Source organism: Seonamhaeicola sp., from assembly GCF_028281565.1.
Classification (GTDB): domain Bacteria; phylum Bacteroidota; class Bacteroidia; order Flavobacteriales; family Flavobacteriaceae; genus Seonamhaeicola.
In genome coordinates this window covers 212,019-237,665 of sequence record NZ_JANQJQ010000030.1, presented here as the reverse complement: position 1 = coordinate 237,665, position 25,647 = coordinate 212,019, and the positions used below count along the sequence as shown (strand labels likewise).

The 25,647-nt window shown below is 37.1% G+C and carries 26 protein-coding genes; 21 read left to right on the top strand and 5 right to left on the bottom strand.

Annotated elements, in window-relative coordinates:
* Window position 1: 1 nt before the first annotated feature.
* The 12 genes from Q0983_RS14330 to hisIE all read left to right on the top strand — a co-directional run bounded on the left by Q0983_RS14330 (window position 2) and on the right by hisIE (window position 11,545).
* Window positions 2-2,038, top strand: coding sequence for a VWA domain-containing protein (locus Q0983_RS14330; RefSeq protein ID WP_299554664.1), 2,037 nt, complete (start codon window positions 2-4; stop codon window positions 2,036-2,038).
* An 11-nt stretch (window positions 2,039-2,049) separates the two neighbouring features.
* Complete coding sequence (locus Q0983_RS14325) at window positions 2,050-2,865, top strand: prohibitin family protein (protein WP_299554661.1); 816 nt, start codon at window positions 2,050-2,052, stop codon at window positions 2,863-2,865.
* Between the two features lie 310 nt (window positions 2,866-3,175).
* Window positions 3,176-4,033: an ATP phosphoribosyltransferase gene (gene hisG / locus Q0983_RS14320; RefSeq protein WP_299554658.1), complete on the top strand. Its 858-nt coding sequence runs from the start codon at window positions 3,176-3,178 to the stop codon at window positions 4,031-4,033.
* 102 nt (window positions 4,034-4,135) lie between these two features.
* Window positions 4,136-5,422 (top strand): histidinol dehydrogenase, encoded by a 1,287-nt coding sequence (gene hisD, locus Q0983_RS14315; RefSeq protein ID WP_299554655.1) that lies wholly within the window; start codon window positions 4,136-4,138, stop codon window positions 5,420-5,422.
* Window positions 5,423-5,521: 99 nt separating this feature from the next.
* Complete coding sequence (hisC, locus tag Q0983_RS14310; protein WP_299554652.1) at window positions 5,522-6,565, top strand: histidinol-phosphate transaminase; 1,044 nt, start codon at window positions 5,522-5,524, stop codon at window positions 6,563-6,565.
* A gap of 97 nt (window positions 6,566-6,662) precedes the next feature.
* Window positions 6,663-7,799 (top strand): bifunctional histidinol-phosphatase/imidazoleglycerol-phosphate dehydratase HisB, encoded by a 1,137-nt coding sequence (hisB, locus tag Q0983_RS14305; protein WP_299554649.1) that lies wholly within the window; start codon window positions 6,663-6,665, stop codon window positions 7,797-7,799.
* 52 nt (window positions 7,800-7,851) lie between these two features.
* Window positions 7,852-8,433, top strand: coding sequence for an imidazole glycerol phosphate synthase subunit HisH (gene hisH / locus Q0983_RS14300; protein WP_299554646.1), 582 nt, complete (start codon window positions 7,852-7,854; stop codon window positions 8,431-8,433).
* 67 nt (window positions 8,434-8,500) lie between these two features.
* Window positions 8,501-8,677 (top strand): hypothetical protein, encoded by a 177-nt coding sequence (locus Q0983_RS14295; protein ID WP_299554643.1) that lies wholly within the window; start codon window positions 8,501-8,503, stop codon window positions 8,675-8,677.
* A 133-nt stretch (window positions 8,678-8,810) separates the two neighbouring features.
* A complete protein-coding gene (gene hisA / locus Q0983_RS14290; protein WP_299554640.1) occupies window positions 8,811-9,566 on the top strand; it encodes a 1-(5-phosphoribosyl)-5-[(5-phosphoribosylamino)methylideneamino]imidazole-4-carboxamide isomerase in 756 nt (251 codons plus the stop codon).
* A gap of 3 nt (window positions 9,567-9,569) precedes the next feature.
* Entirely contained in the window at window positions 9,570-10,076 is a 507-nt protein-coding gene (locus Q0983_RS14285; protein ID WP_299554637.1) for a DinB family protein, read from the top strand.
* Window positions 10,077-10,078: 2 nt separating this feature from the next.
* The gene (gene hisF, locus Q0983_RS14280; RefSeq protein WP_299554634.1) at window positions 10,079-10,834 is read left to right on the top strand and encodes an imidazole glycerol phosphate synthase subunit HisF; all 756 of its coding nucleotides are present in this window, start codon (window positions 10,079-10,081) and stop codon (window positions 10,832-10,834) included.
* 117 nt (window positions 10,835-10,951) lie between these two features.
* The gene (gene hisIE / locus Q0983_RS14275) at window positions 10,952-11,545 is read left to right on the top strand and encodes a bifunctional phosphoribosyl-AMP cyclohydrolase/phosphoribosyl-ATP diphosphatase HisIE (RefSeq protein WP_299554631.1); all 594 of its coding nucleotides are present in this window, start codon (window positions 10,952-10,954) and stop codon (window positions 11,543-11,545) included.
* 57 nt (window positions 11,546-11,602) lie between these two features.
* On the opposite strand, the gene Q0983_RS14270 is transcribed toward hisIE, so the two are convergent.
* A complete protein-coding gene (locus tag Q0983_RS14270; protein ID WP_299554628.1) occupies window positions 11,603-12,022 on the bottom strand; it encodes a hypothetical protein in 420 nt (139 codons plus the stop codon).
* A 98-nt stretch (window positions 12,023-12,120) separates the two neighbouring features.
* On the opposite strand from Q0983_RS14270, the gene Q0983_RS14265 reads away from it, so the two are divergent.
* The 3 genes from Q0983_RS14265 to Q0983_RS14255 all read left to right on the top strand — a co-directional run bounded on the left by Q0983_RS14265 (window position 12,121) and on the right by Q0983_RS14255 (window position 14,210).
* Window positions 12,121-12,897, top strand: coding sequence for a tRNA pseudouridine(38-40) synthase TruA (locus Q0983_RS14265; RefSeq protein ID WP_299554625.1), 777 nt, complete (start codon window positions 12,121-12,123; stop codon window positions 12,895-12,897).
* A 150-nt stretch (window positions 12,898-13,047) separates the two neighbouring features.
* Window positions 13,048-13,731 carry a DUF2461 domain-containing protein gene (locus Q0983_RS14260; RefSeq protein ID WP_299554622.1) on the top strand — a complete coding sequence of 228 codons (684 nt, stop codon included), beginning with the start codon at window positions 13,048-13,050 and terminating at the stop codon, window positions 13,729-13,731.
* Window positions 13,732-13,910: 179 nt separating this feature from the next.
* Window positions 13,911-14,210 carry a GIY-YIG nuclease family protein gene (locus Q0983_RS14255; protein WP_299554619.1) on the top strand — a complete coding sequence of 100 codons (300 nt, stop codon included), beginning with the start codon at window positions 13,911-13,913 and terminating at the stop codon, window positions 14,208-14,210.
* Window positions 14,211-14,455: 245 nt separating this feature from the next.
* On the opposite strand, the gene Q0983_RS14250 is transcribed toward Q0983_RS14255, so the two are convergent.
* From Q0983_RS14250 to Q0983_RS14240, 3 genes are all read right to left on the bottom strand, one after another.
* A complete protein-coding gene (locus Q0983_RS14250) occupies window positions 14,456-14,872 on the bottom strand; it encodes a glyoxalase (RefSeq protein ID WP_299554616.1) in 417 nt (138 codons plus the stop codon).
* A 136-nt stretch (window positions 14,873-15,008) separates the two neighbouring features.
* Window positions 15,009-15,758, bottom strand: coding sequence for a glucose 1-dehydrogenase (locus Q0983_RS14245; RefSeq protein ID WP_299554613.1), 750 nt, complete (start codon window positions 15,756-15,758; stop codon window positions 15,009-15,011).
* Window positions 15,759-15,809: 51 nt separating this feature from the next.
* A complete protein-coding gene (locus Q0983_RS14240; RefSeq protein ID WP_299554610.1) occupies window positions 15,810-16,415 on the bottom strand; it encodes a TetR/AcrR family transcriptional regulator in 606 nt (201 codons plus the stop codon).
* Between the two features lie 101 nt (window positions 16,416-16,516).
* Here Q0983_RS14240 and Q0983_RS14235 point away from each other — a divergent pair, with 101 nt between their 5' ends.
* The 6 genes from Q0983_RS14235 (at window position 16,517) to Q0983_RS14210 (ending at window position 24,480) form a co-directional block, all read left to right on the top strand.
* Window positions 16,517-17,404 (top strand): DUF72 domain-containing protein, encoded by an 888-nt coding sequence (locus tag Q0983_RS14235; protein ID WP_299554607.1) that lies wholly within the window; start codon window positions 16,517-16,519, stop codon window positions 17,402-17,404.
* A gap of 225 nt (window positions 17,405-17,629) precedes the next feature.
* Window positions 17,630-19,042 (top strand): 3-isopropylmalate dehydratase large subunit, encoded by a 1,413-nt coding sequence (gene leuC, locus Q0983_RS14230; RefSeq protein ID WP_299554604.1) that lies wholly within the window; start codon window positions 17,630-17,632, stop codon window positions 19,040-19,042.
* 83 nt (window positions 19,043-19,125) lie between these two features.
* The gene (gene leuD / locus Q0983_RS14225) at window positions 19,126-19,725 is read left to right on the top strand and encodes a 3-isopropylmalate dehydratase small subunit (protein WP_299554601.1); all 600 of its coding nucleotides are present in this window, start codon (window positions 19,126-19,128) and stop codon (window positions 19,723-19,725) included.
* 34 nt (window positions 19,726-19,759) lie between these two features.
* Window positions 19,760-21,277, top strand: a complete 1,518-nt coding sequence (locus tag Q0983_RS14220; RefSeq protein ID WP_299554598.1) for an alpha-isopropylmalate synthase regulatory domain-containing protein — start codon at window positions 19,760-19,762, stop codon at window positions 21,275-21,277.
* Between the two features lie 10 nt (window positions 21,278-21,287).
* Window positions 21,288-22,343, top strand: coding sequence for a 3-isopropylmalate dehydrogenase (leuB, locus tag Q0983_RS14215; protein ID WP_299554595.1), 1,056 nt, complete (start codon window positions 21,288-21,290; stop codon window positions 22,341-22,343).
* A gap of 514 nt (window positions 22,344-22,857) precedes the next feature.
* Complete coding sequence (locus tag Q0983_RS14210) at window positions 22,858-24,480, top strand: alkaline phosphatase PhoX (protein ID WP_299554592.1); 1,623 nt, start codon at window positions 22,858-22,860, stop codon at window positions 24,478-24,480.
* A 93-nt stretch (window positions 24,481-24,573) separates the two neighbouring features.
* Here the strand turns inward: Q0983_RS14210 and Q0983_RS14205 are convergent, their stop codons facing one another.
* Window positions 24,574-25,362: a hypothetical protein gene (locus tag Q0983_RS14205; protein ID WP_299554589.1), complete on the bottom strand. Its 789-nt coding sequence runs from the start codon at window positions 25,360-25,362 to the stop codon at window positions 24,574-24,576.
* Between the last annotated feature and the right edge of the window lie 285 nt (window positions 25,363-25,647).

The following is a 25,647-nucleotide window of genomic DNA, read 5'->3' as shown; positions in this document are numbered from 1 at the left end:
AATGTCCGCTGAAACCTTAATTTATATTATACTATCTGGAATATTAGCGCTATTTATAGCGCTTTTTCAGTATAGGTATAAATCAAAAGTAAAGCATTTTAAACTAAATGCCTTATTTGCCTTTTTAAGGTTTATAACCGTCTTCTCCATTTTACTGCTCATAGTAAATCCAAAGTTTGAACAGATTAAGGTTTTTACGGAAAAACCAAACCTGGTACTTGTGGTAGATAATTCCAGTTCAATCAAACATTTGAACCGGGAAGCTTCGGCAAGTAGTTTAGTGAATGAACTTATAGATAATAAAGACTTAAACAATAAGTTTAATGTTTCCGCCTACACTTTTGGAAGTTCACTGAATGCTTCAGATTCTTTAACCTTTAATGAAAGAGAAACCAATATAAATGCAGCTTTTAATCAACTTTCACAAGTTTATAAAGCTTCAGTGTCCCCAACCATATTGCTAACCGATGGAAATCAGACCTTTGGAAATGATTACCAGTTTGCTCACAACACTTATAAACAGCCCATTTATCCAATAATCCTGGGGGATACGGTAACGTATACCGATCTGAGAATTCAGCAACTAAACGTAAATAAATATGCGTATTTAAAAAACAGGTTTCCTGTGGAGGCTATTTTGGTTTATAACGGAAATGACAATGTAAATTCTAGGTTAGAAGTGACCAAAGGCAATGCTACGGTCTATTCCCTACCTATAAACTTCTCTAAAAGCAATAACTCTAAAATCATCAACTTTACACTTCCGGCTAATACTATTGGAACCAATAGCTATAAAGTGAATTTAGTACCTCTTGAGAATGAAAAAAACATGATCAATAACACTAAGAATTTTGCAGTTGAAGTCATTGATCAAAAAACTAAAATAGCTTTTGTAACCGATATGTTGCATCCGGACATAGGTGCATTTAAGAAGAGTATAGAAAGTAATGAGCAGCGTTCTGTAACTATTTTAAATTCAAATGAAATTTTAAATCAAATAAATGATTTTCAATTGATTATTGTTAATCAACCAACTAATAAGTTTAAGCTGCTTTTTGAGGTATTGGACAAACTAAATAAGAATAGATTTGTTATTGTCGGTCCAAAAACAGATTTAACGTTCATTAATGAAATAAACAAAAGCTATTCCCATGAAATTGTTTTACAAACCGAAGAATATCAGGCGGATTTCAATGCAAACTTTTCACCTTTTTTAATAGATGATATTGATTTTGAATCGTTTCCGCCATTAAATTCTAATTATGGCGCCTTAACATTCAACGTGCCCTATCAATCTTTATTAAATAAACGAGTGGGTAATGTTTCAATTAATGTGCCTTTGTTAGCCACTTTTGAAACAAACGGAAGAAGAGAAGCGGTGTTATTTGGGGAAAACATTTGGAAATGGCGGGCACAAAGTTATTTAAATTCCAAATCGTTTCATGATTTTGATAATTTTATTGGCAAGCTTGTTCAATACTTGGCTTCCGCTAAACTTAGAAGCAGGCTTAACCTGGATTATGAATCGTTTTACATAGGGAATAGCGGTATAACCATTAATGCGCAATTCTTTGATAAAAACTATGTGTTTGACGACCGGGAAACACTGAATATAAGGGTAAAGGATAAGTTTTCGGATAATGATATTGAATTTCCTTTCGTACTTAAGAACAATAATTACCAAGTAGATTTGAGCAGTTTACCACCTTCGGAATACAGCTTTACTGTGAGCGCTACGAAAGAAAACATTAGCAAATCCGGTAGCTTCACTATTTTAGAATATAACGTGGAGCAACAATTTTTAAATGCCAATGTAACAAAGCTGCAACAGTTAGCTACTAACAGTGACGGCAAAAGTTATTTTATTGAAAATACAGAAGCTTTAATGGACGATTTGATCAACGATAATAGGTACGTTTCTATTCAGAAAAGCAACAAAAATATCATACCTTTGATAGATTGGAAATTCTTATTGGCAATCATGGCTTTTAGCTTGTCTGCCGAATGGTTTCTGAGAAAATATAACGGATTAATTTAAATTAAAACATAATGGAAAAATTACCAAAAATTGGACTACCAATAATAGTTGGCTTAATAATACTTATCATAGTTATTGCCAAATCTGCAGTCACCATTGGATCTGGTCAGGCCGGAGTGCTTTACAAAACTTTTGGAGGTGGTGTTGTAACCGATAAACCACCGTTAGGTGAAGGGTTTCATATAGTAGCACCGTGGAATAAAGTCTATGTTTACGAGGTAAGAAGACAGGAAATTTTTGAAAAAATGAAGGTATTGTCCTCAAACGGATTGGACATACAACTTGATGCTTCTGCCTGGTACAAACCTAAATATGATGAGTTAGGTAAATTACACCAGGAAATTGGGGAGAACTACCTGAACCGTATTTTACTTCCAACAATCAGATCTGCTGCCAGAAGTGTTGTTGGTAGATATACACCGGAGCAATTATACTCAAGTAAAAGAGACGCCATACAGGCTGAGATCTTTGAAGAAACTAAAAAAATTGTCAGTGATCAATATATTATTCTGGATGAAATATTGGTTAGAGACGTTACTTTGCCATCAACAATTAAAGAAGCTATTGAACGTAAATTAAAGCAGGAACAGGAGGCATTGGAATACGAGTTCAGATTGGTGAGTGCACAAAAGGAAGCAGAAAGGCAACGCATTGAAGCACAAGGTAAAGCGGATGCTAACAAAATATTAAGTGCCTCTTTAAATGACAAAATCTTACAGGATAAAGGTATTGAGGCTACGACCAAATTAGCAGAATCACAAAATAGTAAAGTGATAGTCATTGGTTCCGGAGATAGCGGACTACCTATTATTCTGGGAAATCAATAAATAAAATAATTCAGTTTTTAGAATATTATTTTAAACATTAACTAACAATATATGGACTTAATTGTAGAATAATGAATTGTTTTAAAAATTGAGTTTAATATTTGGATTTTTAAACTATTATTACAGATATTTGCAGAAACAAAGAAAGACATGACTTTTATTCAAACACATCATCATTTTCATATTTGCTCTCAAGCGAAGTGAAGATGTATTGAATAAAATCAACATATTTAAACCCGTTTGAGACAATCAAGCGGGTTTTTCATTTCTAAAATCAACTAGATTGTTTCAAACTCATAACAAAAACAAAATGAGTAAGTTAAAAATTGCAGTTCAAAAATCAGGAAGGCTAAACCAGGAATCATTAGAATTATTAAAGAATTGTGGTATTTCTATTGATAATGGTAAAGATCAATTAAAAGCAGAAGCCAGAAACTTTCCAATGGAAGTTTTGTATTTACGTAATGGGGATATTCCTCAGTATTTACGTGATGGTGTGGTAGATATCGCCATATTAGGTGAAAATACTTTAATAGAAAAAGGGAATGATTTACCAATAATTGAGCGTTTAGGTTTTTCTAAATGTAAAGTTTCCGTAGCCGTTCCTAAACATGTAGATTACAACTCAATAGAGGATTTGCGAGGTAAAAAAATAGCGACGTCTTATCCAAATACCGTAAATCAATATTTTGAAAAGAAAGGAGAAAAAGCGGATATCCACATTATAAACGGATCGGTAGAAATTGCACCAAATATTGGCCTGGCTAATGCTATTGTTGATATTGTTTCCAGTGGAAGTACCTTATTTAAAAATAATTTAAAAGAGGTTGAAGTGCTTTTTAAAAGTGAGGCCGTTCTAACGTCAACACCGGAATTGTCTGAAGATAAACTAAAGATTTTAGATACTCTTTTATTCAGGATCAAATCTGTTTTAAAAGGGAAGAACTCAAAATATGTGCTTTTAAACGCGCCTAATGATAAGCTGGATAAAATAGTAAGCTTACTACCTGGAATGAAAAGCCCAACGGTTTTACCATTAGCTGAAGCAGGCTGGAGCTCGGTGCACTCGGTGATCAGTAAAAATGAATTTTGGGATGTCATAGATGAGCTTAAAGCCAATGGTGCCCAGGGGATTTTAGTATGTCCGATTGAAAAAATGGTATTATAATTCATTTTTGTCATTCCCGCGAAGGCGGGAATCTATAAGCCTCAGGACAATTAAATTTAAAAGATTTCCACTTTCGTGGAAATGAAGAAAAAGAAGTTTTTAATGCAAATAATAGAAAATCCAAATAAAGAAATCTGGTCAGATATCTTAAGGCGACCCACGCAAACCGTTGATGACATTGAAGGTATTGTTAGTGAGGTATTTGCTGAGATTCGACAAAATGGAGATCAAGCCATTCAGCAATATACGGAGCGTTTTGATAAGGTCACCCTTGAAAACAATTTAGTGTCTGCGGATGAAATAGAAGTAGCCATTGCAAGTATTCCTGAAGCGCTAAAAGCGGCTATTAAAAATGCTAAACAGAATATTGAAGCGTTTCACGCAGCTCAAAAAACCTCCAAGGTAAATATAGAGACCACTACCGGGGTACAATGCTGGCAGGAAAAACGTCCTATTGAAAGTGTAGGCCTGTATATTCCCGGAGGAACGGCGCCTTTATTTTCAACAGTTTTAATGTTGGCGGCACCGGCTCAAATAGCGGGTTGTGAAGAAATTGTATTGTGTTCACCACCAAATGAAGAAGGCAAATTAGCTGCTGAAATTCTGTATGCAGCCAAACTTTGCGGTGTTACTAAAATTTTTAAGGTTGGAGGTATTCAGGCCATAGCAGCATTGACCTTTGGAACCGAAACAATTCCTCGGGTTTATAAGATCTTTGGTCCCGGAAATCAGTTTGTAACGGTTGCAAAACAGTTGGCAACAAAATATGGGGTTGCTATTGATATGCCGGCAGGACCGAGTGAATTGCTGGTAGTAGCAGATGATAGTGCTAATCCTGCATATGTAGCGTCCGATTTACTAAGTCAGGCAGAACATGGTACGGATAGCCAGGTAATCTTGGTATCTATTTCAAAGGATATGATTGACAAGGTCTCAGAAGAAGTCAAAGACCAATTAAAGGTTTTACCAAGACGTGATATAGCGGAAAAAGCCGTTGAAAACTCTAAACTAATTTATGTTGAAAATGATAAAACGGCTTTAGCAATCATTAATCAATACGGACCGGAACACTTCATTATCTGTACACAAAATGAAGGTTTTTATGTGGGTGGTATCAGAAATGCAGGCTCGGTATTTATTGGAGATTATACACCGGAAAGTGCCGGTGATTATGCGTCTGGTACCAATCACACATTACCGACAAATGGGTTTAGTAAAGCCTATTCAGGTGTGAACTTAGATAGCTTTTTAAAGAGTATGACCTTCCAGAAAATTTCAAAGGAAGGCATTTTAAATATTGGAGAAACCATAGAGTTAATGGCAGAAGCGGAAGGCTTACAGGCACACAAAAATGCGGTAAGCATCCGATTAAAGGATTTGAAAAAATAAATTAAAGTGCAAAATGTCACCCTGAGCGCAGTCGAAGGGTTTTCAGGATTGTAAAAATTTTAATAGTAGACACTGAAATAAATTCAGTGTGACAACAAAATGAACGTTTTAGATTTAATAAGACCAAGCATAAAGGCATTAAAACCTTACTCGTCTGCAAGAGATGAGTTTCAGGGCATGGCAGATGATATGGTGTTCTTAGATGCCAATGAAAATCCTTTTGAAAATGGAGTGAACCGTTATCCGGATCCTAAGCAAAGTAATGTAAAGGTGTTACTTTCTGAGATTAAGGATATGCCTGTTGAAAATATCCTTTTAGGAAATGGCAGCGACGAAGTTCTTGATTTAATTTATAGAGCGTTCTGTGAGCCTAATACGGATAATATCATCATATTACCGCCAACGTACGGGATGTATAGCGTATTGGCCAATATAAATGCGGTTGAAATAAGGAAGGTGCAATTGTCCGATGATTTTCAACCACAAGTTGATAAGATTTTAGATGTTTCAGATGCCAATAGCAAGTTGCTATTCCTATGTTCCCCAAATAACCCAACGGGCAATAGTTTCTCTCAAGAATCTATTGAGAGATTACTGAAAGACTTTAAGGGCGTTGTGGTAATTGATGAAGCTTATATCGATTTCACATCAGAACCCAGTTGGATAACAAGGTTGGATGAATTCCCTAATTTAGTCGTCACACAAACCTTGTCAAAAGCTTATGGTATGGCGGGGATTCGTTTAGGGATTTGTTATGCGTCTAAGGACATTATTTCGGTTTTAAATAACATTAAACCACCGTATAACGTCAATGAGTTGACACAGCAGCGGGCTATAGAGCAATTGAACAATTATGAACTAACCAAACGTCAGGTGCAGTCCATATTAGAAGAAAGAAAGGTCTTAATATCTGAGTTAAAGACGGTTCCGTTTGTGTCAAAAATATATCCGTCAGACGCCAATTTTGTGTTGGCCAAGGTTGACGATGCTACGAAGCGTTACAACCAGTTAATTGAAAAAGGGATTGTTATTAGAAATCGGACCACCCAACCGGGTTGTGAAAATTGTTTGCGATTTACAGTTGGCACTAAGGAGGAGAATGGGATATTGATAAAGGCATTAACAGACCTGCAAGGTTTCTAAAACCTTGTAGGTTTTAAGAATAAATAATATAACAAATACACTTGCTAAACCCGAGTAAGAGTTCCTCCCCATGGGGGAGGTTAGGAGGGGCTGAAACATGAAAAAAGTACTATTCATAGACAGAGACGGCACGTTGGTTTTAGAGCCACCGGTAGACTATCAGTTAGATAGTTTAGAAAAGCTGGAGTTTTATCCGAAGGTATTTCAATACATGGCTAAAATTGCCGGTGAATTGGATTATGAATTGGTCATGGTAACCAATCAGGACGGCTTGGGGACTGATTCCTTTCCCGAAGACACATTCTGGCCGGCTCAAAACAAGATTATAGATGCTTTTGCCAAAGAAGGCATTGTGTTTTCAGCCATTCATATAGACAAAACGTTTCCTTATGAAAATGCGCCTACCAGAAAACCCAGGACAGGCTTATTGCAGCAGTATTTCTCCGAAGAGTATGATTTAGCCAATTCTTTTGTTTTAGGTGATAGAATCACCGACATGGAATTAGCTAAGAACTTAGGAGCCAAGGGCATATTTCTTTCCGAGAATTCCGATTTATGGACTGATGAAACCGAAGCTTCCAAACAGGAGATTTTGAATTGTATCGCATTAACAAGCACGGATTGGAAAGATATATACGAGTTTTTAAAACTTGAAGATAGGGTAGAGGAGATCACACGTAACACCAATGAAACTCAAATCTATATCAAATTAAATCTGGATGGTTCAGGTAAGAATGATATTGACACGGGGCTGTCGTTTTTTGACCATATGCTGGATCAAATCGGTCGTCATGGCGCTATGGATTTAACCATTAAAGTAAATGGTGATTTAGAAGTTGATGAGCACCATACCATTGAAGATACCATGATAGCTTTGGGGGAATTGTTCAACAAGGCTTTAGGTAATAAATTAGGAATAGAACGTTACGGATTTTGTTTGCCAATGGATGATTGTCTGGCACAGGTCGCGGTTGATTTTGGAGGCAGGAACTGGTTAGAATGGGATGCTGAATTTAAACGTGAAAAAATAGGGGATATGCCAACAGAAATGTTCTTTCACTTATTCAAGTCGTTTACAGATGGGGCCAAATGTAATTTAAACGTAAAAGCCGAAGGAGTCAACGAACATCACAAAATTGAGGGTATTTTCAAGGCCTTTGCCAAAGCGATGAAAATGGCTGTAAAGCGAGATGCCAATAAGATGTTTTTACCTAGCACAAAAGGGCTTTTGTAAAGCAGGGTTTGTCATTCCTGTGAAGACAGGAATCCATACAATACAGAAAGAAATGAAATTAGTAATAATAGATTACGGAGCAGGAAATATTAAGAGCATTCAGTTCGCTTTTAACCGTTTGGGGTATGATGCGGTGTTATCAAAAGACCCTGAAGAGATCATGGCAGCGGATAAAGTCATATTTCCCGGTGTAGGCGAAGCAAGTTCTGCCATGAAAATGCTTAAAGAAAGTGGTTTAGATGCACTAATTCCCAAGCTTAAACAACCTGTGTTAGGAATTTGTTTAGGCATGCAGTTAATGTGCTTGCACACCGAAGAAGGCGATACACCGGGTTTAGGCATTTTTCAAACCAACGTCAGGCGTTTTTCCAATGGTGTTAAAGTACCTCAAATGGGGTGGAATGTGATTAAGGAGTTGAAATCCGATTTGTTCAAAGGTATCAGGGAGAATGAATATATGTATCTGGTACATAGTTATTATGCGGAGCATTGCGATGAAACCATTGCGGCAACGGATTATGAAATTAATTATGCTTCGGCCTTGCAACATGAAAATTTTTACGGCACTCAATTTCACCCGGAAAAAAGTGGCAATGAGGGCGCTAAAATTTTGCAAAACTTTTTAGAGCTTTAGTGTCATTCTGAACTTGTTTCAGAATCTTAAGAAAGCGCTTGATGAATGAAAATAACAATTGTTAGTTATGGACGAACAAGAAAAAAAGACCATTCTTGAGACTTATAAATGGATTAAAGTAAAGCGGTATATTGATGATGAAAGTTTATCCTGGGAAGCACGCTATAAGAATTTAGAAAAGCATCATCTTGAAGAAACCAATTTCTTAATTGATAAGATTCGAGAGATCGTTAAAGGCCTTTAAAATATAATAGACAAATCCAGAATAAATTATCATTGCCACCCTGAGCGCAGTCGAAGGGTTTCATTGAAAGGAAGAACAAAAACAGAAAGAGGTAGAAGTTATACTTCTAATATTTAATATTGAATATAAAAGCATGCGAATCATACCGGCCATAGATATTATTCAAGGCAAATGTGTTAGATTATCCAAAGGGGATTATAACACCAAGAAAGTATATAATGAAAATCCGTTGGAAATCGCTAAACAATACGAAGCACATGGCATTGAGTATTTGCATTTAGTGGATTTGGACGGTGCCAAAGCAAGTCATATAGTCAATTATAAAGTATTGGAAACTATTGCGACTAAAACCAATTTAAAAATTGATTTTGGTGGCGGGCTAAAAACAGATGAAGATTTAAAAATAGCTTTTGAATCCGGGGCCGGCCAGATTACGGGTGGCAGTATCGCCGTTAAAAAACCGGAAGTTTTCAAAAATTGGTTATCTCAATATGGAAGTGACAAGATCATTTTAGGAGCTGATGCCAATAACGAAAAGATAGCTATTAGCGGATGGTTGGAAGAATCTGATGAAGAATTGATACCGTTTGTAAAGAATTACATGAAAGAAGGCGTGTCTTATGTGATCTGTACAGATATTGCCAAAGACGGCATGTTACAAGGCCCGTCATTTGATTTGTACGAAAAAATGATAGCCCAATGTCATTCTGACACTGAGGCACTTGAAGTGGAAGAATCTCTAAAATTAATAGCTTCCGGAGGCATTTCGGAATTTGATGAATTACCCAAACTTGCTGAAATAGGTTGTGAAGGCACCATCATTGGAAAGGCTATTTATGAAAACAAAATAAGTCTTAAGCAATTAGAAGACTTCATAGTTAATAATTAGACAATGGCGCTTTTAAGTGAATTTAAAGAACAGATTATATATCGGCTTGATGAAAGTACGAGGATGGTTTCTTTGAGTTTAGAACAGCTGTCAGAAGATGATATTTGGACAAAAACAAATATGTCTACAAATAGTATCGGTAATTTAATAATTCATCTTTGCGGTAATATGACCCAATATGTCATAGCTTCCCAGGGGAAAATGGAGGATATACGAAATAGGGATGAAGAGTTTTCCATAAAAGGAGGGTATAATAAAACTGAACTATTGGAAAAGCTAAAAGAAACGGTCCGGGAAGTAAAAGCCATTATTGCAGACCTCTCGGAAGCGGAGTATTTAAGAAAGAGACATGTACAGGGGTTTAATTTTTCGGGTATTGGCATTGTTATTCATGTAACAGAACATTACTCATATCATACAGGACAGATAGCCTATTTAACTAAAACACTAAAAAATAAAGACCTGGGGTTTTATTCAGGGATTGATTTAAATATTAAAAACGAAGATTAACAATGCTCACAAAGAGAATCATACCTTGTTTGGACATAAAAAACGGACGTACCGTAAAAGGTGTAAATTTTGTTGACTTACGCGATGCAGGAGACCCTGTGGAGTTGGCAAAACAATACGCTGATTACGGTGCAGATGAATTGGTTTTTTTAGATATCACTGCAACCCTTGAAGCTCGGGCTACCACTTTGGAAATGGTGTTGCATGTAGCGGAACAGGTGAATATACCGTTTACAGTCGGCGGTGGGATCTCTTCCGTGGAACATGTGGATGCTTTATTAAAAAATGGGGCAGATAAAGTATCTATTAATTCATCAGCAGTAAAACGTCCTGAATTGGTGAATGAATTAGCAGATAAGTTTGGCAGTCAGTGTGTGGTGGTGGCTATTGATGCTAAGCAGGTGGATGGTGAATGGAAAGTACACCTGGCAGGAGGCACCATTCCAACGGAGATTGATTTGTTTGAATGGGCCAAAGAGGTTGAAGAGCGTGGCGCAGGAGAAATATTGTTCACCTCAATGAACCACGATGGTACAAAAAATGGGTTTGCGAACGAAGCCCTTGCCAGATTATCGGACGAGTTGAACATTCCGATCATTGCCTCCGGAGGTGCTGGGAATGTACAACATTTTATAGATACCTTTACCAAAGGAAAGTCGGATGCGGCCTTGGCAGCCAGTGTATTTCACTTTGGTGAAATTCCAATTCCGGTGCTAAAAAAAGAATTAAAAGAAAATAATATAGAAGTGCGCATTTAAACTAGTTGCGTTCTGTCATTCCGCACTCTTGTGCTGAGCTTGTCGAAGTATGATGCGGAACCCACATAAATTGAACTAATAAAATAGATTCCTGCCTTCGCAGGAATGACAAAAATTATGATTATTAAATACGATTCAAACGGATTAGTACCTGCTATCATTCAGGATGCCACTACAAAAAACGTGTTAATGTTAGGCTATATGAATGAGGAAGCCTATCAAAAGACTATTGAAACCAAACAAGTCACGTTTTTCAGTAGAAGCAAGCAGCGTCTATGGACTAAAGGAGAAGAAAGTGGTAATTTCCTGAATTTGGTTGACATTAAAAACGATTGTGACCATGACACCTTATTGATCCGGGTGAACCCGACTGGACCAACGTGCCATAAAGGCACCGGGAACTGCTGGGGAGAAGAGAACACGCCCATCTACGGATTCTTTTCAACTTTAGAAGATGTCATTGCTGAACGCGTCGCCAATAAAGACACGGCCAAATCGTATGTAGCAAGCCTATTTTCGAAAGGGATTAATAAAGTCGCCCAAAAAGTAGGCGAGGAGGCCATAGAAACTGTTATTGAAGCTATGGATAATAATGACGAGTTATTCCTTTATGAGTCCGCAGACCTTTTATTCCATTACTTAATGTTGCTTCAAGCCAAAGGATTCACCTTGAAAGATATTGAAGCAGAATTAAAGGGGCGCCATAAATAAAAGAAGGCATTAGCCGGTTTAAGTCTAATGCCTTCACATGAATTTGGCGGTTATATACTATTTAAGCCAACCTTTTGATCCTGACATTTTTGAAAACCAATAAAATACTATGGCTAAAACAATGATCATAATGGTCATTCCTACGCTGGAAGCATAGCCATTAATTAATATATAGGCCATTTGGATAATTACGGCAATTAAAGATAATAGCCATAATTTAGTGGCCCACTTTTTTCTTACCAGAAGCCCTATAGCAGCTAAAGCGCCACCAAAAACGGCAATGGCAAAAAGCCCCGTAACCCACGCAGGCATGTTGGCTGCAATTTCAAGTTGTTCTTCTGAATACATGTTTCTATACTTCTCAGTATCATACGCTTGTTGTAAGTAGGCTTCTACTCCCAAACCGTTCCAAATAAGAGCAATAACACTCACAATCCAAAACCAAATAGGTGGTTTGTTTGTTGCTGAATCTGACATAAAAATTAGTTTTTAGTTAGTTAATAATACTACAATTTATAAAAATTTTGCCACAATTAATAAAAGGCTGTACTTTTCGGTGGTGTTAAAATGGAATCATGAAGAAGTATTTTTATGTCATCACCATTCAATATTTAGGGTACCGGTTTCACGGATGGCAAAAGCAACCGGATGTTAAAACCCTGCATCTGATGGTGGACAGAACGTTGAATTTTATCCTGGAAGGCAAACCTTTTAAAAGCCTGAGTTCCGGAAGAACCGATGCCATGGTGTCCGCTGAAATGGCAGCTTTTGAATTGTTTTTACAGGAACCTCTTGAGGATTTGGATGCTTTTTTAGAACTGTTTAATTATAATCTTCCTCAGGATATCAGAGCTTTGACAATTAAAGAAGTTGATGAAAAATTCAATATCATTAATCACCCTAAAACCAAGGAATATCTCTATTTATTTACTTATGGAGGAAAATGCCACCCGTTTTGCGCCCCCATTATGACCACCATTTTAGACGATCTGGATATTGACTTAATGAAGCAGGGGGCTAAATTATTTGAAGGAGCACATTATTTCAAATCCTATTGTTTTAAACCAACGGATAACGGTATATATAATAGAACCATTGAATTATGTGAGTTAGTTGAAAACAATATATACACTGCCAATTATTTTCCTAAGACATCATACCTATTACGGGTTAGGGGTAAAGGGTTTATGCGGAATCAAATACGATTAATGATGGGAACACTGATTGACTTGGGGAAAGGCAAACTGACCTTAAATGACATTGAACACAGCTTAAAACCTGATGTTTTTGTAAAAATGGAATACATCGCCCCGGCTTCCGGGTTAATTCTTAACAGTATTGAATTTGAATAACCCGAATGCTTCGTTCGTCAGGTCGAGTGGAATTCTGAAAGAATTTTGTATCGAGACCTACTTAATTTACCAGTACTTTTTGTAATTTTCAACTCACAATGTGGACTATTACATTTCCGAATTAACTAATCTTCAAAAAACGAATTAAAAATGAGTGTTTCCGTACCAAAAGCTGCCCTGGATTTCTTCAAACAATTAGAAAAAAACAATAACCGTGACTGGTTTAATGAACTTAAAAAGGAATTTAAGGCCATTGAAGCGGAGGTAAAACAGGTTTATAATTCTATTTACGATACGCTTAATACGCATGATGACATCGATAAAATGAAAATGTTCCGTATTTATCGCGATGTGCGTTTTTCAAAAAACAAATTACCGTATAAAACCCATTTTGGAGGCTCCTTTCACAGAACAAAACCTAAGTTAAGAGGTGGGTATTATTTACACATTCAACCCAATAACGAAAGTTTTATTGCTACTGGATTTTGGGAACCTGCACCGGCAGATCTATTACGTATTAGAAAAGAATTTGAAATGGACGATAGTGAGATCCGGGAGATTTTGGCTAATAAAGAATTTAATAGTGTCTGGGGCGACACCTTTGTTGGTGATGAAGTAAAAACAGCGCCAAAAGGATTTAGCAAAGACCATAAAGCCATTGATCTGATTAAGAAAAAGCAATACATCTTCATTAAAAAGTATACCGACAAAGAAGTTCTGGCCAATGACTTTTTAGACGATGTCAATGCGTCGTTTAAAGCCATTCGCCCTTATTTTGATTATATGAGTGATGTGCTTACAACGGATTTGAATGGTGTATCTCTTATTGATTAACCAACTCGTCATCATTACAAGGAGCTAACGACCAAGTAACCTTCTTTAATAAAATGAAAAAAATAACAGATTGCTTCGCTACTCTCGCAATGACAAATTCGACGTCATTACGAGGGAAGAATGACCGAAGTAATCTTCTATTTTATAATCACTATTTACTTTATAATCACTATTTACTTGTGAAAAAATCTTATGTGTACTTTTTAACCAATAAAAACAATACAGTTATTTATATTGGTGTGACCAGTGATTTGCTTAAAAGAGTTTATCAACACAAAACGAAAGCTTACAAAGGGTTTACGGCTAAATACAATTGTGACAAATTAGTCTATTTTGAAGAGTTCTCCGATATTAATGAAGCAATCGCAAGAGAAAAACAATTAAAAGCGGGTAACAGAAAACGAAAAGAAGATTTAATAAACGCAAATAATCCTGATTGGAATGACTTGTCAGACGGTTGGTTATTTTATTTTGACTAACGTCTTTACGAGGAGTGAGCGACGAGGTAATCTTTTTAATAAAAGAAACATATCCAACAGATTGCTGCACTGCGTTCGCAATGACCAACTTTCGTCATTACGAAGGAAGAATGACTGAAGTAATCTCCTCCTTAATTATGAAATTACTTCGTTTCACTCGCAATGACAAGTAAAAGTCATTAAAGGAGGTGCAATGAAAAATTTGCTCATGTCTGAGATTGCTTCGCTGTGCTCGCAAAGACGTACTAAACTGCCGCCAGTAATTCCGGTTTTTCAAACAATTGAATTTGACTCAGTAAACGCTCCTTAACCAGGTTCATCATACGCTTGTTTAAAGCGGAAGAATTCTGTGTATACATGCTGTACTCTTCAACAGTAAACAGACCAATGACCATGCCTTTAACTGAGTTACGGAACTTCATGTCCTTATGAATGGCATTTTCAATATAGTCAATGCGCTTTTCCAAAGTCAAATCGAAAAATACGGATTTGTGCTTAACAATATAATTTTTAAATACGGCAATCAACAATTCGTTTTGCAACTTGATCACAGGACGCAACACTTGATTCTGAAAGCGTTCGTCGCTACTCATATGGTCGTTAATGGTTGTTGAAGAAATCTCCGGACGGATGTCCTTTAGGTTAGTTTGTCTTGGGCTCATGACTTTAGGTTTTACTAAAAGTATAGAATATAAATGCCGGAAAAATGACGGTATTTGTATAGTTGTTAACCGGGTTATTAACAAAAAGGCTGAAAATTCTCATTTTCAGCCTTTTAAAAATCAATCAATAATCAAACTAAATTTGACTTATTCCACCATCAATTTCCAATTCGGCACCATTAACATAGGAGCCTTCATCTGAAGCTAAAAATAAGGCAGCATTCGCGATCTCTTCAGATTTACCAAAACGACCTAAGGGCACAGCAGAAGCAAACCCTTTGCTTATTTCGTCTAAGTTTTCTTCTGGAAAGCCCATTTTACCATAAAGCGGTGTTTCAATTGGTCCGGGAGCAATTGAATTAACTCGAATGCCTCTTGGTTTCACCTCAGATGTAAGTACTCTTGAATATGCTCTAAGTGCGCCTTTGCTGGCCGAATACACACCTAATCCGTCAAACCCTTTTTTGTGTACAATAGATGTTGTAAAAAGAATAGAACCTCCGTCATTCATTGAAGGTAAGGCTTCTTTTACTGTTAAGATGGGGCCCTTAACATTAATATTGAAAACATTGTCATAATGTTCTTCAGTGACGTCGGCAGCTGGTGTAACCGGAGCAATACCAGCATTTAAGAATAGAACATCAATGTTCCCGTAGTGAGATACGGCTGCTTCAATAAGTTTTTTATTGTCCTCGGGCTTTCCTGCATCAGCTAAAACTGTAATAAAATCACCTTCTAACTCTTTGGTTACTTCGTCTAAAGCTTCTTGTCTACGTCCGGACAGTACTACTTTGGCTCCTTCTTTTAGATATAATTTTGCCGTTGCCAATCCAATACCGCTATTAGCTCCTGTAATAACGGCTACTTTGTTTTTAAGTTTACTCATGATGTTAAAATTTTTATTTGAAACAATCGTTTCAAATAAGATTAAAAAAAATTATGTTAATGTTTGTGTAATTGTTTTTGTTATGCTTTCCAAGGCGGTTCTATCCGATATTAAAATACCTGTCATTCTAAAACCTAATAAGCTAGAGTAGAGGTATAGGCCATACTCATTGGCTGATTTTCTTTTATTTATTAGCCCGTTTACCTGTCCGTCCTGAACCAAATCTTCAAATAATTTGATCATTTCATCTTTATTATTTTGTAAAAATCTCGTAATAACCTCGTTGTGATTGGCCATTTCAGAAGCACAGTTTACTATCAAGCAACCTTTGTCATTTTCATGTTTAGTTATCTCCTCCAGGTATATTTTAAAAATCATATTAATAGCCTCTATTGAACTACCGGCCTTTAATACCCTTTCAGATAATCTGTTTCTATTTTTGTCTTGATAGGCTATTAAACATTCAAGAAATAAATTGTGTTTGTTTTCAAATGAATTATAGATACTTGACCTGTTAAGACCTGTAGCGTCCACGATATCCTGCATAGATGTGGCATTAAAACCTTTATCATGAAAGACATCGGTCACTTGCTCAATCACTAAACTTTTATCGAATGTTTCTACTTTTGGCATTTTTATTTGAAATGATCGTTTCAAAAATAAAAATTTATATGATACTACAATGTTAAAATTTTGTTATTCTTTAAAAATGATGAAAATAAAAAACGAAATACCTACATTTGGGTAAAGCAAATTATATGAAATTCGGAAGTGTAGATAACCCCCAGGATATAGATTTTACCTTACCTGAAGACCACCCAAGAACCAAAAACGTACTAAATAAGGTTAAAGATGATAATGTTCCTGAAATCTATGTGGGCTGTGCCAAATGGAACAGGGCAGACCTGAAAGGGTTTTACCCGAGAGGTACCAAAGATGAATTGGGATACTATTCCAAACAGTTTAATTCCATAGAATTGAATGCTACGTTTTACCGTATTTTTCCAGCGGAACAATTTGCTATCTGGTATGACAAAACACCAAGCGGATTTAGATTTTTTCCAAAGTTAAACCAGGAGATCAGTCACTGGAAGCGTTTAAACGACACCAAAGAAGTGGTAGAGCATTACCTATACAATGCTTCAAATTTAAAAGAGAAACTAGGCACCATTTTTTTACAAATGCACAATAATTTTGCGCCAAAAGACTTTGACAGGGTAGTGGCCTTTGTTGAGCGCTGGCCCAAAGAAGTGCCTTTGGCTGTAGAATTCAGGCATACCAATTGGTACAATGATGAAACTATTGCAAAAGAATTGTACGAGCTTTTGGAAACTAATAATATTTCAAACGTCCTTGTAGATACGGCCGGAAGACGGGATCTGATGCATATGCGGTTGACCAATCCAACAGCTTTTGTGCGTTATGTGGGTGCTAATCATGACACCGATTATACAAGATTGGATGATTGGGTAGACCGCCTTAAATTATGGCAGGAACAGGGCGTTAAAGAAATAGATTTTTTCATTCATCAGAATATAGAAAAAGAGTCTCCTTTATTATCAGCATATTTCATTAAAAAGCTAAACGGAACGTTAGGTTGCTCATTAAAAATACCAAATGAAGACCACCAGCAAAAGTTGCTCTAGGTTTTCTGTTTTCTTCATTTAAAAATTATAAGTGATTTTAGCATTATATTGAATAAAATTCATTTTATAATACCTCCTTTATCAATTTTATAAAAAGTATATAACAAAGCATGGCAAAGCTTTAAAAAACTGCATTAATGTTTTAACTTTGTCAACCTTTATAGCTCCAAAAGCTGGATTTTATTTAGCGTAAAGCAGATTTTATACAATTAATAAAGATATTTTATGAGCAAGACATTATTTGACAAAGTATGGGATTCGCATGTGGTCAGAAAGATTGAAGACGGACCGGATGTGTTTTTTATAGACCGTCATTTTATCCATGAAGTTACCAGTCCGGTTGCTTTTGTTGGATTAAAGAGTAGAGGTATTGGTGTTATGTATCCGGAAAAAACATTTGCAACTGCCGATCATAACACACCCACCTGGAACCAGCATTTGCCGGTAGCAGATCCATTATCTGCTAACCAGTTGGAAGCATTGGCTAATAACGCTGCGGAATACGGTATTTCGCACTGGGGATTAGGGCACAGAAACAATGGTATTGTACACATTGTCGGCCCTGAAAACGGTATTACATTACCGGGTTCTACTATTGTTTGTGGTGATTCACACACCTCTACGCATGGCGCATTTGGAGCTATTGCCTTTGGTATTGGTACCTCTGAGGTTGAAATGGTATTGTCTGCACAGTGCATTATGCAGCCAAAGCCAAAAAAGATGCGTATCAACGTGAATGGCAAATTAGGTTTTGGAGTAACGCCTAAAGACGTTGCTTTATATATCATTTCGCAGCAAACCACTTCGGGAGCTACAGGATATTTTGTAGAGTATGCCGGAGAAGTTTTCGAAGACATGTCTATGGAAGGCCGTATGACCGTATGTAACCTGTCAATTGAAATGGGAGCCCGTGGCGGTATGATCGCACCGGACGAAAAAACCTTTGACTATATTAAAGGACGCAAGCATACACCTAAAGGAGCTGATTGGGATAAAGCCATGGAATACTGGCAAACTTTATATACTGAAGATGATGCCGAATTTGATGCGGAATTCACTTATGATGCAGCCGATATAGAGCCTATGATCACTTACGGAACCAATCCGGGAATGGGTATTGGAGTGACGCAATCTATCCCGAATGCCGAAGATGTTGAAGGTGGTGTAGAAACGTATAGAAAGTCGCTTGGATACATGCAGTTTAACGAAGGAGATGCCATGATCGGTAAAGAAGTAGACTATGTATTCTTAGGCTCCTGTACAAATGGACGTATTGAAGACTTCAGAGCTTTCTGTTCCATTATTGAAGGGCATCAAAAAGCAGATAATATTACGGCCTGGTTAGTACCGGGTTCACATAAAGTAGTAGATCAGATTAAAGAGGAAGGTTTAGATAAAATACTTGAAGAAGCAGGTTTTGTCTTAAGAGAACCCGGATGTTCTGCCTGTTTAGCAATGAATGATGATAAAGTTCCTGCCGGTAAATTAGCCGTATCAACATCTAACCGTAATTTTGAGGGGCGTCAGGGCCCGGGATCAAGAACCTTGTTAGCTTCGCCATTAGTGGCAGCAGCAACAGCAATTGCTGGCGTAGTGACGGATCCAAGAACAATATTGGAAGTTAGTAGTGTACAGTAAACGATTTGCAGTACAATAACCAAGAAATTATATAAACAATAAACACTGCCTACTGATAACTGGCAGATTGAATACGAAATAATATGGCTTACGATAAATTTGAAGTATTAACCAGTACAGCGTATCCGTTACCAATTGAGAATGTGGATACCGATCAAATCATTCCGGCACGTTTCCTGAAAGCGACAGAGCGCAAAGGATTTGGAGATAATTTTTTCCGTGACTGGCGATATGATTCTGAAGGCAATCCTATTGCTGATTTTCCTTTGAACGATGCTAAATATGCCGGCTCTAAAATATTAGTAGGAGGTAAGAACTTTGGCTCAGGATCTTCAAGAGAACATGCCGCCTGGTCTGTGTATGACTTTGGTTTACGTTGTGTGATCTCGTCATTCTTTGCAGATATCTTCAGAAACAACTGCTTGAATATTGGTGTGTTGCCGGTACAGGTGTCGGCTGAGTTTGCTCAGAAATTATTTGATGCTATTGAGGCTGATCCCAAAACCGAAATAAAAGTAGACTTACCAAATCAAACAGTAACCTTATTAGCTACCGGTGAATCTGAATCATTCCAGATCAACGGTTATAAAAAAGGAAATATGCTGAATGGTTTTGATGATATAGACTATTTACAAAACATGAAGGAGGAGATTAGTGATTTTGCTGAGACCAGGCCTTTCTAAATAAAATAATTCAACATAAGCTTTTCATTTTTAAATGAAGAAGATCGAAATCATGGATACGACATTACGCGATGGTGAACAAACCTCGAGTGTGTCGTTTTCTGCTTCTGAAAAACTAACCATTGCCAAGCTTTTACTGGAAGAATTAAAGGTAGATCGCATTGAAATTGCATCTGCCAGAGTATCCGAAGGCGAGTTCCAGGCAGTGAAAGATATCACCGAATGGGCCAGGGAATATGGCTATTTAAATGCCGTTGAAGTACTGTCGTTTGTAGACAATGGCACCTCGATTGATTGGATCGTTAAAGCGGGAGCCAGGGTTCAAAACCTGCTTACCAAGGGATCATTAAATCATTTAACTCACCAGCTTAAAAAGACTCCTGATCAGCACTTTAAAGAAATAGAAAAAGCCATTTCTTTAGCTGCAGAACACGGTATCGCTACTAATGTGTATTTGGAAGATTGGAGTAATGGCATGCGTAATTCTAAGGATTATGTGTTTGAGTTTTTAGCGTTCTTAGCAACCCAACCGGTAAAGCGTATTATGTTACCGGATACATTGGGTGTACTAACACCTAAAGAATCTTATGATTTTGTTTTAGAGATCAAATCAAAATACCCGGATCTGCATTTCGATTTTCATGCCCATAACGATTATGATTTAGGAGTTTCCAATGCTATGGAAGCTTTGAAGGCAGGTGCTGATGGCTTACATCTTACCGTAAACGGTATGGGAGAACGTGCCGGAAATGCGCCTATGGCCAGTACCATAGCCGTGATCAATGATTTTATGCCGGAAGTGGAAATTGGCGTCAATGAAAAAGTACTTTACACAGTCAGTAAATTGGTTGAAACGTTTTCCGGGATTATGATCCCGGCTAACAAACCGGTTATTGGTGCTAATGTGTTTACCCAAACAGCTGGTATTCATGCTGATGGAGATAATAAAAAGAACCTGTATTTCAGTGAATTATTACCGGAACGTTTTGGCAGAACCAGGCAATATGCCTTAGGGAAAGCTTCCGGGAAGGCTAATATTCAAAAGAATTTACAGGAATTAGGGCTTCAGCTAAATGATGAAGACCTGAAGAAGGTCACTCAGCGTATTATTGAATTGGGTGATAGAAAACAGGTGGTTACCAGGGAGGATTTACCCTATATCATCTCTGATGTTCTGAATAGCGGATCCTATGAAGAAAAGATCAAGGTCAATTCCTATGTATTAACGCATTCCAAAGGGCTAAAACCATCCACTACGGTGGCGCTTACTATTGAAGGTGAATCGTTTGAAGAAAATGCCCAGGGCGACGGGCAGTTTGATGCGTTTATGAATGCCATTCGAAACATCTTCAAAAGAAAAAAAATGATTTTACCCGATCTGACCGATTACGCTGTAAGAATACCGCCGGGAAGTCGGTCCGATGCTTTATGCGAAACCATAATCACCTGGAAAAATAAGGACACCGAGTTTAAAACCAGGGGACTGGATTCAGATCAAACAGTATCGGCTATCAAAGCCACAGAAAAAATGCTAAACATTATTAATAATTAAGAAATATAAAATGAAATTAAACATAGCGCTTTTAGCCGGAGACGGTATAGGACCTGAAGTTATAGACCAGGCTGTAAAAGTAAGTGATGCGGTAGCTGAGAAATTTGGCCATGAGATCACATGGAAACCGGCACTAACCGGAGCAACGGCTATCGATGCTGTTGGGGAGCCTTATCCTGATGAAACCCATGACATCTGTAAATCATCTGATGCCGTATTGTTTGGTGCCATCGGTGATCCTAAATATGATAATGATCCGTCAGCACCTGTACGTCCGGAGCAAGGCTTATTAAAGATGCGTAAGGCATTAGGCTTATTTGCAAATGTACGCCCTACTTTTGTATTTCCTTCTTTGTTAGACAAATCACCTTTAAAGAAAGAACGTATAGAAGGGACCGACTTAGTGTTCTTACGTGAGTTGACCGGAGGTATTTATTTTGGGGAAAAGGGGAGAAGAGACGATAGAAATACAGCTTATGATAACTGTGTGTACACTAAAGAAGAAGTAACACGTTTGGCACGTAAAGGGTTTGAATTAGCCATGCAACGTTCAAAACGTTTATGCTGTGTGGATAAAGCCAATGTATTGGAAACCTCGCGTTTATGGAGAGAAACGGTTCAAGGGCTGGAAGCTGAATACCCTGAAGTAACAGTTTCTTATGAATTTGTGGATGCCGTTGCCATGCGTTTGGTACAATGGCCGTCGGATTACGATGTTTTGATCACTGAAAACTTATTTGGTGATATATTAACCGATGAAGCCTCTGTAATTTCAGGATCTATGGGATTAATGCCATCAGCTTCTTTAGGGTCTGAAATCGGCTTATTTGAGCCTATTCACGGGTCCTATCCGCAGGCAGCAGGAAAGAATATAGCCAACCCAATGGCGACCGTGTTATCGGCTGCTATGATGTTTGAGAACTTCGGTTTAGCCGAAGAAGGTAAAGTCATAAGAGAGGCCGTAAACAAAGCGTTAGATGAAGGTATGGTTACCGAAGATCTTTCGGATGGCGGAAAAGCTTATGGTACAAGCGAAGTAGGAGACTGGTTAGCAGCTAATATCTAAATTAACTATATATAACTAACTAAAACTGAAAAAGGCCTGTCAAAATTGATAGGTCTTTTTTTTGTTGTCATTCTGAACGAACAAAGTGAAGTGAAGCATCTCATAGCATTCCGTTTATTGTGAGTATTTTAATAATATAAATCAAGCATAGTAAGGAAAAACAAAATAATAGCTCCTCCCTTTTTTTAAAGGGAGGTGGATCCCGATTATTATCGGGATTCGGAGGGTTAATAGATAAAAATCTTGGCTTTCTTCCAGTTTCTTTTGAAAACTGAAATTCATGTTCCTTTGGATGGTGGAAAAGATTATGGTACCAGTAAAGTAGGAGACTGGTTAGCAGTAATATCTAAAAAATGTAAATAATATTTTATTAGACCTGTCAGGTTTTAAAACCAGACGAGTTTTTTTTTGTTTAATGGTTTAGAGTAATATGAAATTTAAAAATGATTTACTAACTTTATAGAGGATAGATTATAGCACTCCCTAAGACAGTATCAATTTAAAAATAGGCATTATGAAACTATCAAAAATTACTTTACTGTCCCTTATCTGCTGCTTTTCAATGATCTCTCAAGGACAAAACATTGGAGATTTTACATCTGTGACCCCTGCTTCACAAACCGACCAATTTGTAATTCCGTCTTCTCATAAGTTTCAAAAAATTATCGAAACCGGTGACGCTTTAACCGAAGGAGGAACTTTTAAAGTAAAACCGGATTTTACAGCTTATGTCCCTATTGGAGGCAGTAGCACTAATGGTTACTTAAGCGTCAATTCTGAAGGTAGTCCGCTAACTGATGGAGGTGGTGGTGTACAAATTTTAGATATAAACTTTAATGCCACTACCAAATTATGGGAAACAACCGCTTCTGAAGATTTAAATTTTGCTGCTTTTGGCGGTACTGCTGCTAACTGTTCGGGAACTGTTACATCCTGGGGAACAGTAATTTCTTGTGAAGAAGTTGCTTTTAATGAATTGGGCACGGGATTAATCGATTTTAATTTTGATGGTTATAATGATGTTGGCTGGAATATTGAGATAAACCCGGCTACTAAAACCGTTTTAGGAAAACATTGGGCCATGGGCAATTTTAAACATGAAAATGTAGCTATTCATTCTAATGACCGAACCGTTTATCAAGGTGCAGATGACACCGTCGGACATGGCTTTTTATACAAGTTTGTCGCTAGCAGTGCTCAGGATTTAAGTGCAGGAGATTTGTATGTATTCTCAGGTTCGAAAAGCGGAACGGGTTCCTGGATCCTTATTAATGATAGTTCAGATCCTACACATCAATTACCTGCGCATCAAAACAATACTAATGCCTTAAGTCTTGCGGCAGGGGCCACTGAATTTGAGGGAATAGAGGATGTCGAAATTGGACCTGGTGGTTGGATATACTTTGCCGTAAAAGGAAGTCCGGACGAAAGAGTTTACCGGTTTACTGATTCAGACCCATTAGAAACAGGGGCTTCTACGGTCACTATGGAAACCTTTGTAGGCGGTATGAGTTATGATATCAATGATGGCTCCAGCACGACCTCTGTTGCCTGGGGAGGCGGCAATGATAATTTGGCATTTGATGGCGATGGCAATCTTTGGGTACTTCAGGATGATAATTCCGGAAGTAAACAGTTTTATATTTGGGTAGTTAAAAGCGGGCATACACAGGCCAGCCCGGATGTGGAATTATTTGGAATTACGCCACATGATGCCGAACCAACAGGTATAACCTTTACACCGGATTACAAATATTTATTCATGTCTTTTATGGCACCCAATGCGACCAATGATTCTAATCAAATAGATGCTGCCGGTAATTCTATCGATTTTAATAAAGGAACAACCCTGGTCATTGCCTTGAGCAGTAATTTAGGAAGCTCCTTATCTACCGATGATATTTCAGGGTTAGAAACATCTGTTAGTCCTAATCCGCTTGACCCTTCCATACAAAACCTGAGGGTTAGCGCTAATAGCATTAACAGAATACGGCTTTACACGTTGCAGGGTCAGCAATTATTAGATCAAAGTTTTAATGGCCTGAGCAGTACGGATATTGAGCTTAAAAATTATAAATCCGGTATTTATTTACTGCAGGTTAATGACCAAAAGGCAACTAAACTGGTCATTGAATAAAGCCTTGCACTCCTATTTTTAGTAACTCCTCCCTTTTTCTAAAGGGAGGTGAATCCCGATAATAATCGGGATTCGGAGGGTTAGCTTCCGGTTTTAATTTAATCGGCTTTTATTATACTCTATAATTAATTTATCTAACTTTTTATCAATCTCATTAGTATAGGCGTTGGATAAGCTTATTTTTCCTTTATATTTATTTTGGGAGGCCACTTTATTAATTGGGTAGTTTTCCAAAAAATCAGGGTGGACCATATATATATCATTTGTTCTGACATTTTGAATTACGTGAAATACATTGTCTAAAAGAAAATGTTCCTTTGTTAATTTATCTTTTTTGGCATCAGCAACCGAAATTAAACTTCGTTCACTGTAACCGTCAAACCCTTTAGAGACATAATAGGATCCCAAATATTTAAATTTTCCAACCACTATATTCTGTGGCTTAAAAATGCTTCGTCGCATTCTTAAGTCTTCATGTTTTTCAACTATAATTTTACTTGGTACTATTTCGTATTTCCTGGTGTTTTTTAAGACTCTTTTAGCAGCTCTTAAACGATTTTTTACTTCGGCCTCATTAAGTTCCTTTGCTATTTGAGGCGTGTACTTTGACTCTCTTTTTAATTGAGCAATCTTTTCACTGTCTTTCTTAGCTTTATCAGCATATGCCAAAGCCTTTTTGTAAAACCCCGATATTCTTTTTGTTGAAGGCTTTTTTATAGTTGTGGTATGGCTATCTGACGATACCTCATAAACATAAGGCGATCCCCCTTCTTTTAAGGCTATTAGATTGTTTAACTCCTTGTTAAAAACGAATGCTGTGTTTTGTGCATTTAATGGAAAGCACATGGATACTAACACAATTATAAAACATAAATATTTCATAACAACATATTATTTATCGTGAAAACTTAGTGCCTTATTTACAGGCACTTACTTGAGGGAAGTACTCAAATATATAGTATTTTTCGTGTTAAATAAAATTATATCGATAAGTGGAATATTTTATCTTTGATTAGCTGCTTTATAAAAAATTAAGGTTACCATAAAATCAAATATTTCTATATCGAAGTAGGGAACTATCAAGCAAAAAAAAAGTAAAGTTATAGCTCCTCCCTTTTAAAAAGGGAGGTGGATCCCGATTATTATCGGGATTCGGAGGGTTATAAA

What these genes read in the sequence shown, in the direction of transcription:
- Q0983_RS14330 (WP_299554664.1), top strand. Translation starts at nt 2, where the DNA reads ATGTCCGCTGAAACCTTAATTTATATTATACTATCTGGAATATTAGCG.
- Q0983_RS14325 (WP_299554661.1), top strand. Translation starts at nt 2,050, where the DNA reads ATGGAAAAATTACCAAAAATTGGACTACCAATAATAGTTGGCTTAATA.
- hisG (WP_299554658.1), top strand. Translation starts at nt 3,176, where the DNA reads ATGAGTAAGTTAAAAATTGCAGTTCAAAAATCAGGAAGGCTAAACCAG.
- hisD (WP_299554655.1), top strand. Translation starts at nt 4,136, where the DNA reads ATGCAAATAATAGAAAATCCAAATAAAGAAATCTGGTCAGATATCTTA.
- hisC (WP_299554652.1), top strand. Translation starts at nt 5,522, where the DNA reads ATGAACGTTTTAGATTTAATAAGACCAAGCATAAAGGCATTAAAACCT.
- hisB (WP_299554649.1), top strand. Translation starts at nt 6,663, where the DNA reads ATGAAAAAAGTACTATTCATAGACAGAGACGGCACGTTGGTTTTAGAG.
- hisH (WP_299554646.1), top strand. Translation starts at nt 7,852, where the DNA reads ATGAAATTAGTAATAATAGATTACGGAGCAGGAAATATTAAGAGCATT.
- Q0983_RS14295 (WP_299554643.1), top strand. Translation starts at nt 8,501, where the DNA reads ATGGACGAACAAGAAAAAAAGACCATTCTTGAGACTTATAAATGGATT.
- hisA (WP_299554640.1), top strand. Translation starts at nt 8,811, where the DNA reads ATGCGAATCATACCGGCCATAGATATTATTCAAGGCAAATGTGTTAGA.
- Q0983_RS14285 (WP_299554637.1), top strand. Translation starts at nt 9,570, where the DNA reads ATGGCGCTTTTAAGTGAATTTAAAGAACAGATTATATATCGGCTTGAT.
- hisF (WP_299554634.1), top strand. Translation starts at nt 10,079, where the DNA reads ATGCTCACAAAGAGAATCATACCTTGTTTGGACATAAAAAACGGACGT.
- hisIE (WP_299554631.1), top strand. Translation starts at nt 10,952, where the DNA reads ATGATTATTAAATACGATTCAAACGGATTAGTACCTGCTATCATTCAG.
- Q0983_RS14270 (WP_299554628.1), bottom strand. Translation starts at nt 12,022, where the DNA reads ATGTCAGATTCAGCAACAAACAAACCACCTATTTGGTTTTGGATTGTG.
- Q0983_RS14265 (WP_299554625.1), top strand. Translation starts at nt 12,121, where the DNA reads ATGAAGAAGTATTTTTATGTCATCACCATTCAATATTTAGGGTACCGG.
- Q0983_RS14260 (WP_299554622.1), top strand. Translation starts at nt 13,048, where the DNA reads ATGAGTGTTTCCGTACCAAAAGCTGCCCTGGATTTCTTCAAACAATTA.
- Q0983_RS14250 (WP_299554616.1), bottom strand. Translation starts at nt 14,872, where the DNA reads ATGAGCCCAAGACAAACTAACCTAAAGGACATCCGTCCGGAGATTTCT.
- Q0983_RS14245 (WP_299554613.1), bottom strand. Translation starts at nt 15,758, where the DNA reads ATGAGTAAACTTAAAAACAAAGTAGCCGTTATTACAGGAGCTAATAGC.
- Q0983_RS14235 (WP_299554607.1), top strand. Translation starts at nt 16,517, where the DNA reads ATGAAATTCGGAAGTGTAGATAACCCCCAGGATATAGATTTTACCTTA.
- leuC (WP_299554604.1), top strand. Translation starts at nt 17,630, where the DNA reads ATGAGCAAGACATTATTTGACAAAGTATGGGATTCGCATGTGGTCAGA.
- leuD (WP_299554601.1), top strand. Translation starts at nt 19,126, where the DNA reads ATGGCTTACGATAAATTTGAAGTATTAACCAGTACAGCGTATCCGTTA.
- Q0983_RS14220 (WP_299554598.1), top strand. Translation starts at nt 19,760, where the DNA reads ATGAAGAAGATCGAAATCATGGATACGACATTACGCGATGGTGAACAA.
- leuB (WP_299554595.1), top strand. Translation starts at nt 21,288, where the DNA reads ATGAAATTAAACATAGCGCTTTTAGCCGGAGACGGTATAGGACCTGAA.
- Q0983_RS14210 (WP_299554592.1), top strand. Translation starts at nt 22,858, where the DNA reads ATGAAACTATCAAAAATTACTTTACTGTCCCTTATCTGCTGCTTTTCA.
- Q0983_RS14205 (WP_299554589.1), bottom strand. Translation starts at nt 25,362, where the DNA reads ATGAAATATTTATGTTTTATAATTGTGTTAGTATCCATGTGCTTTCCA.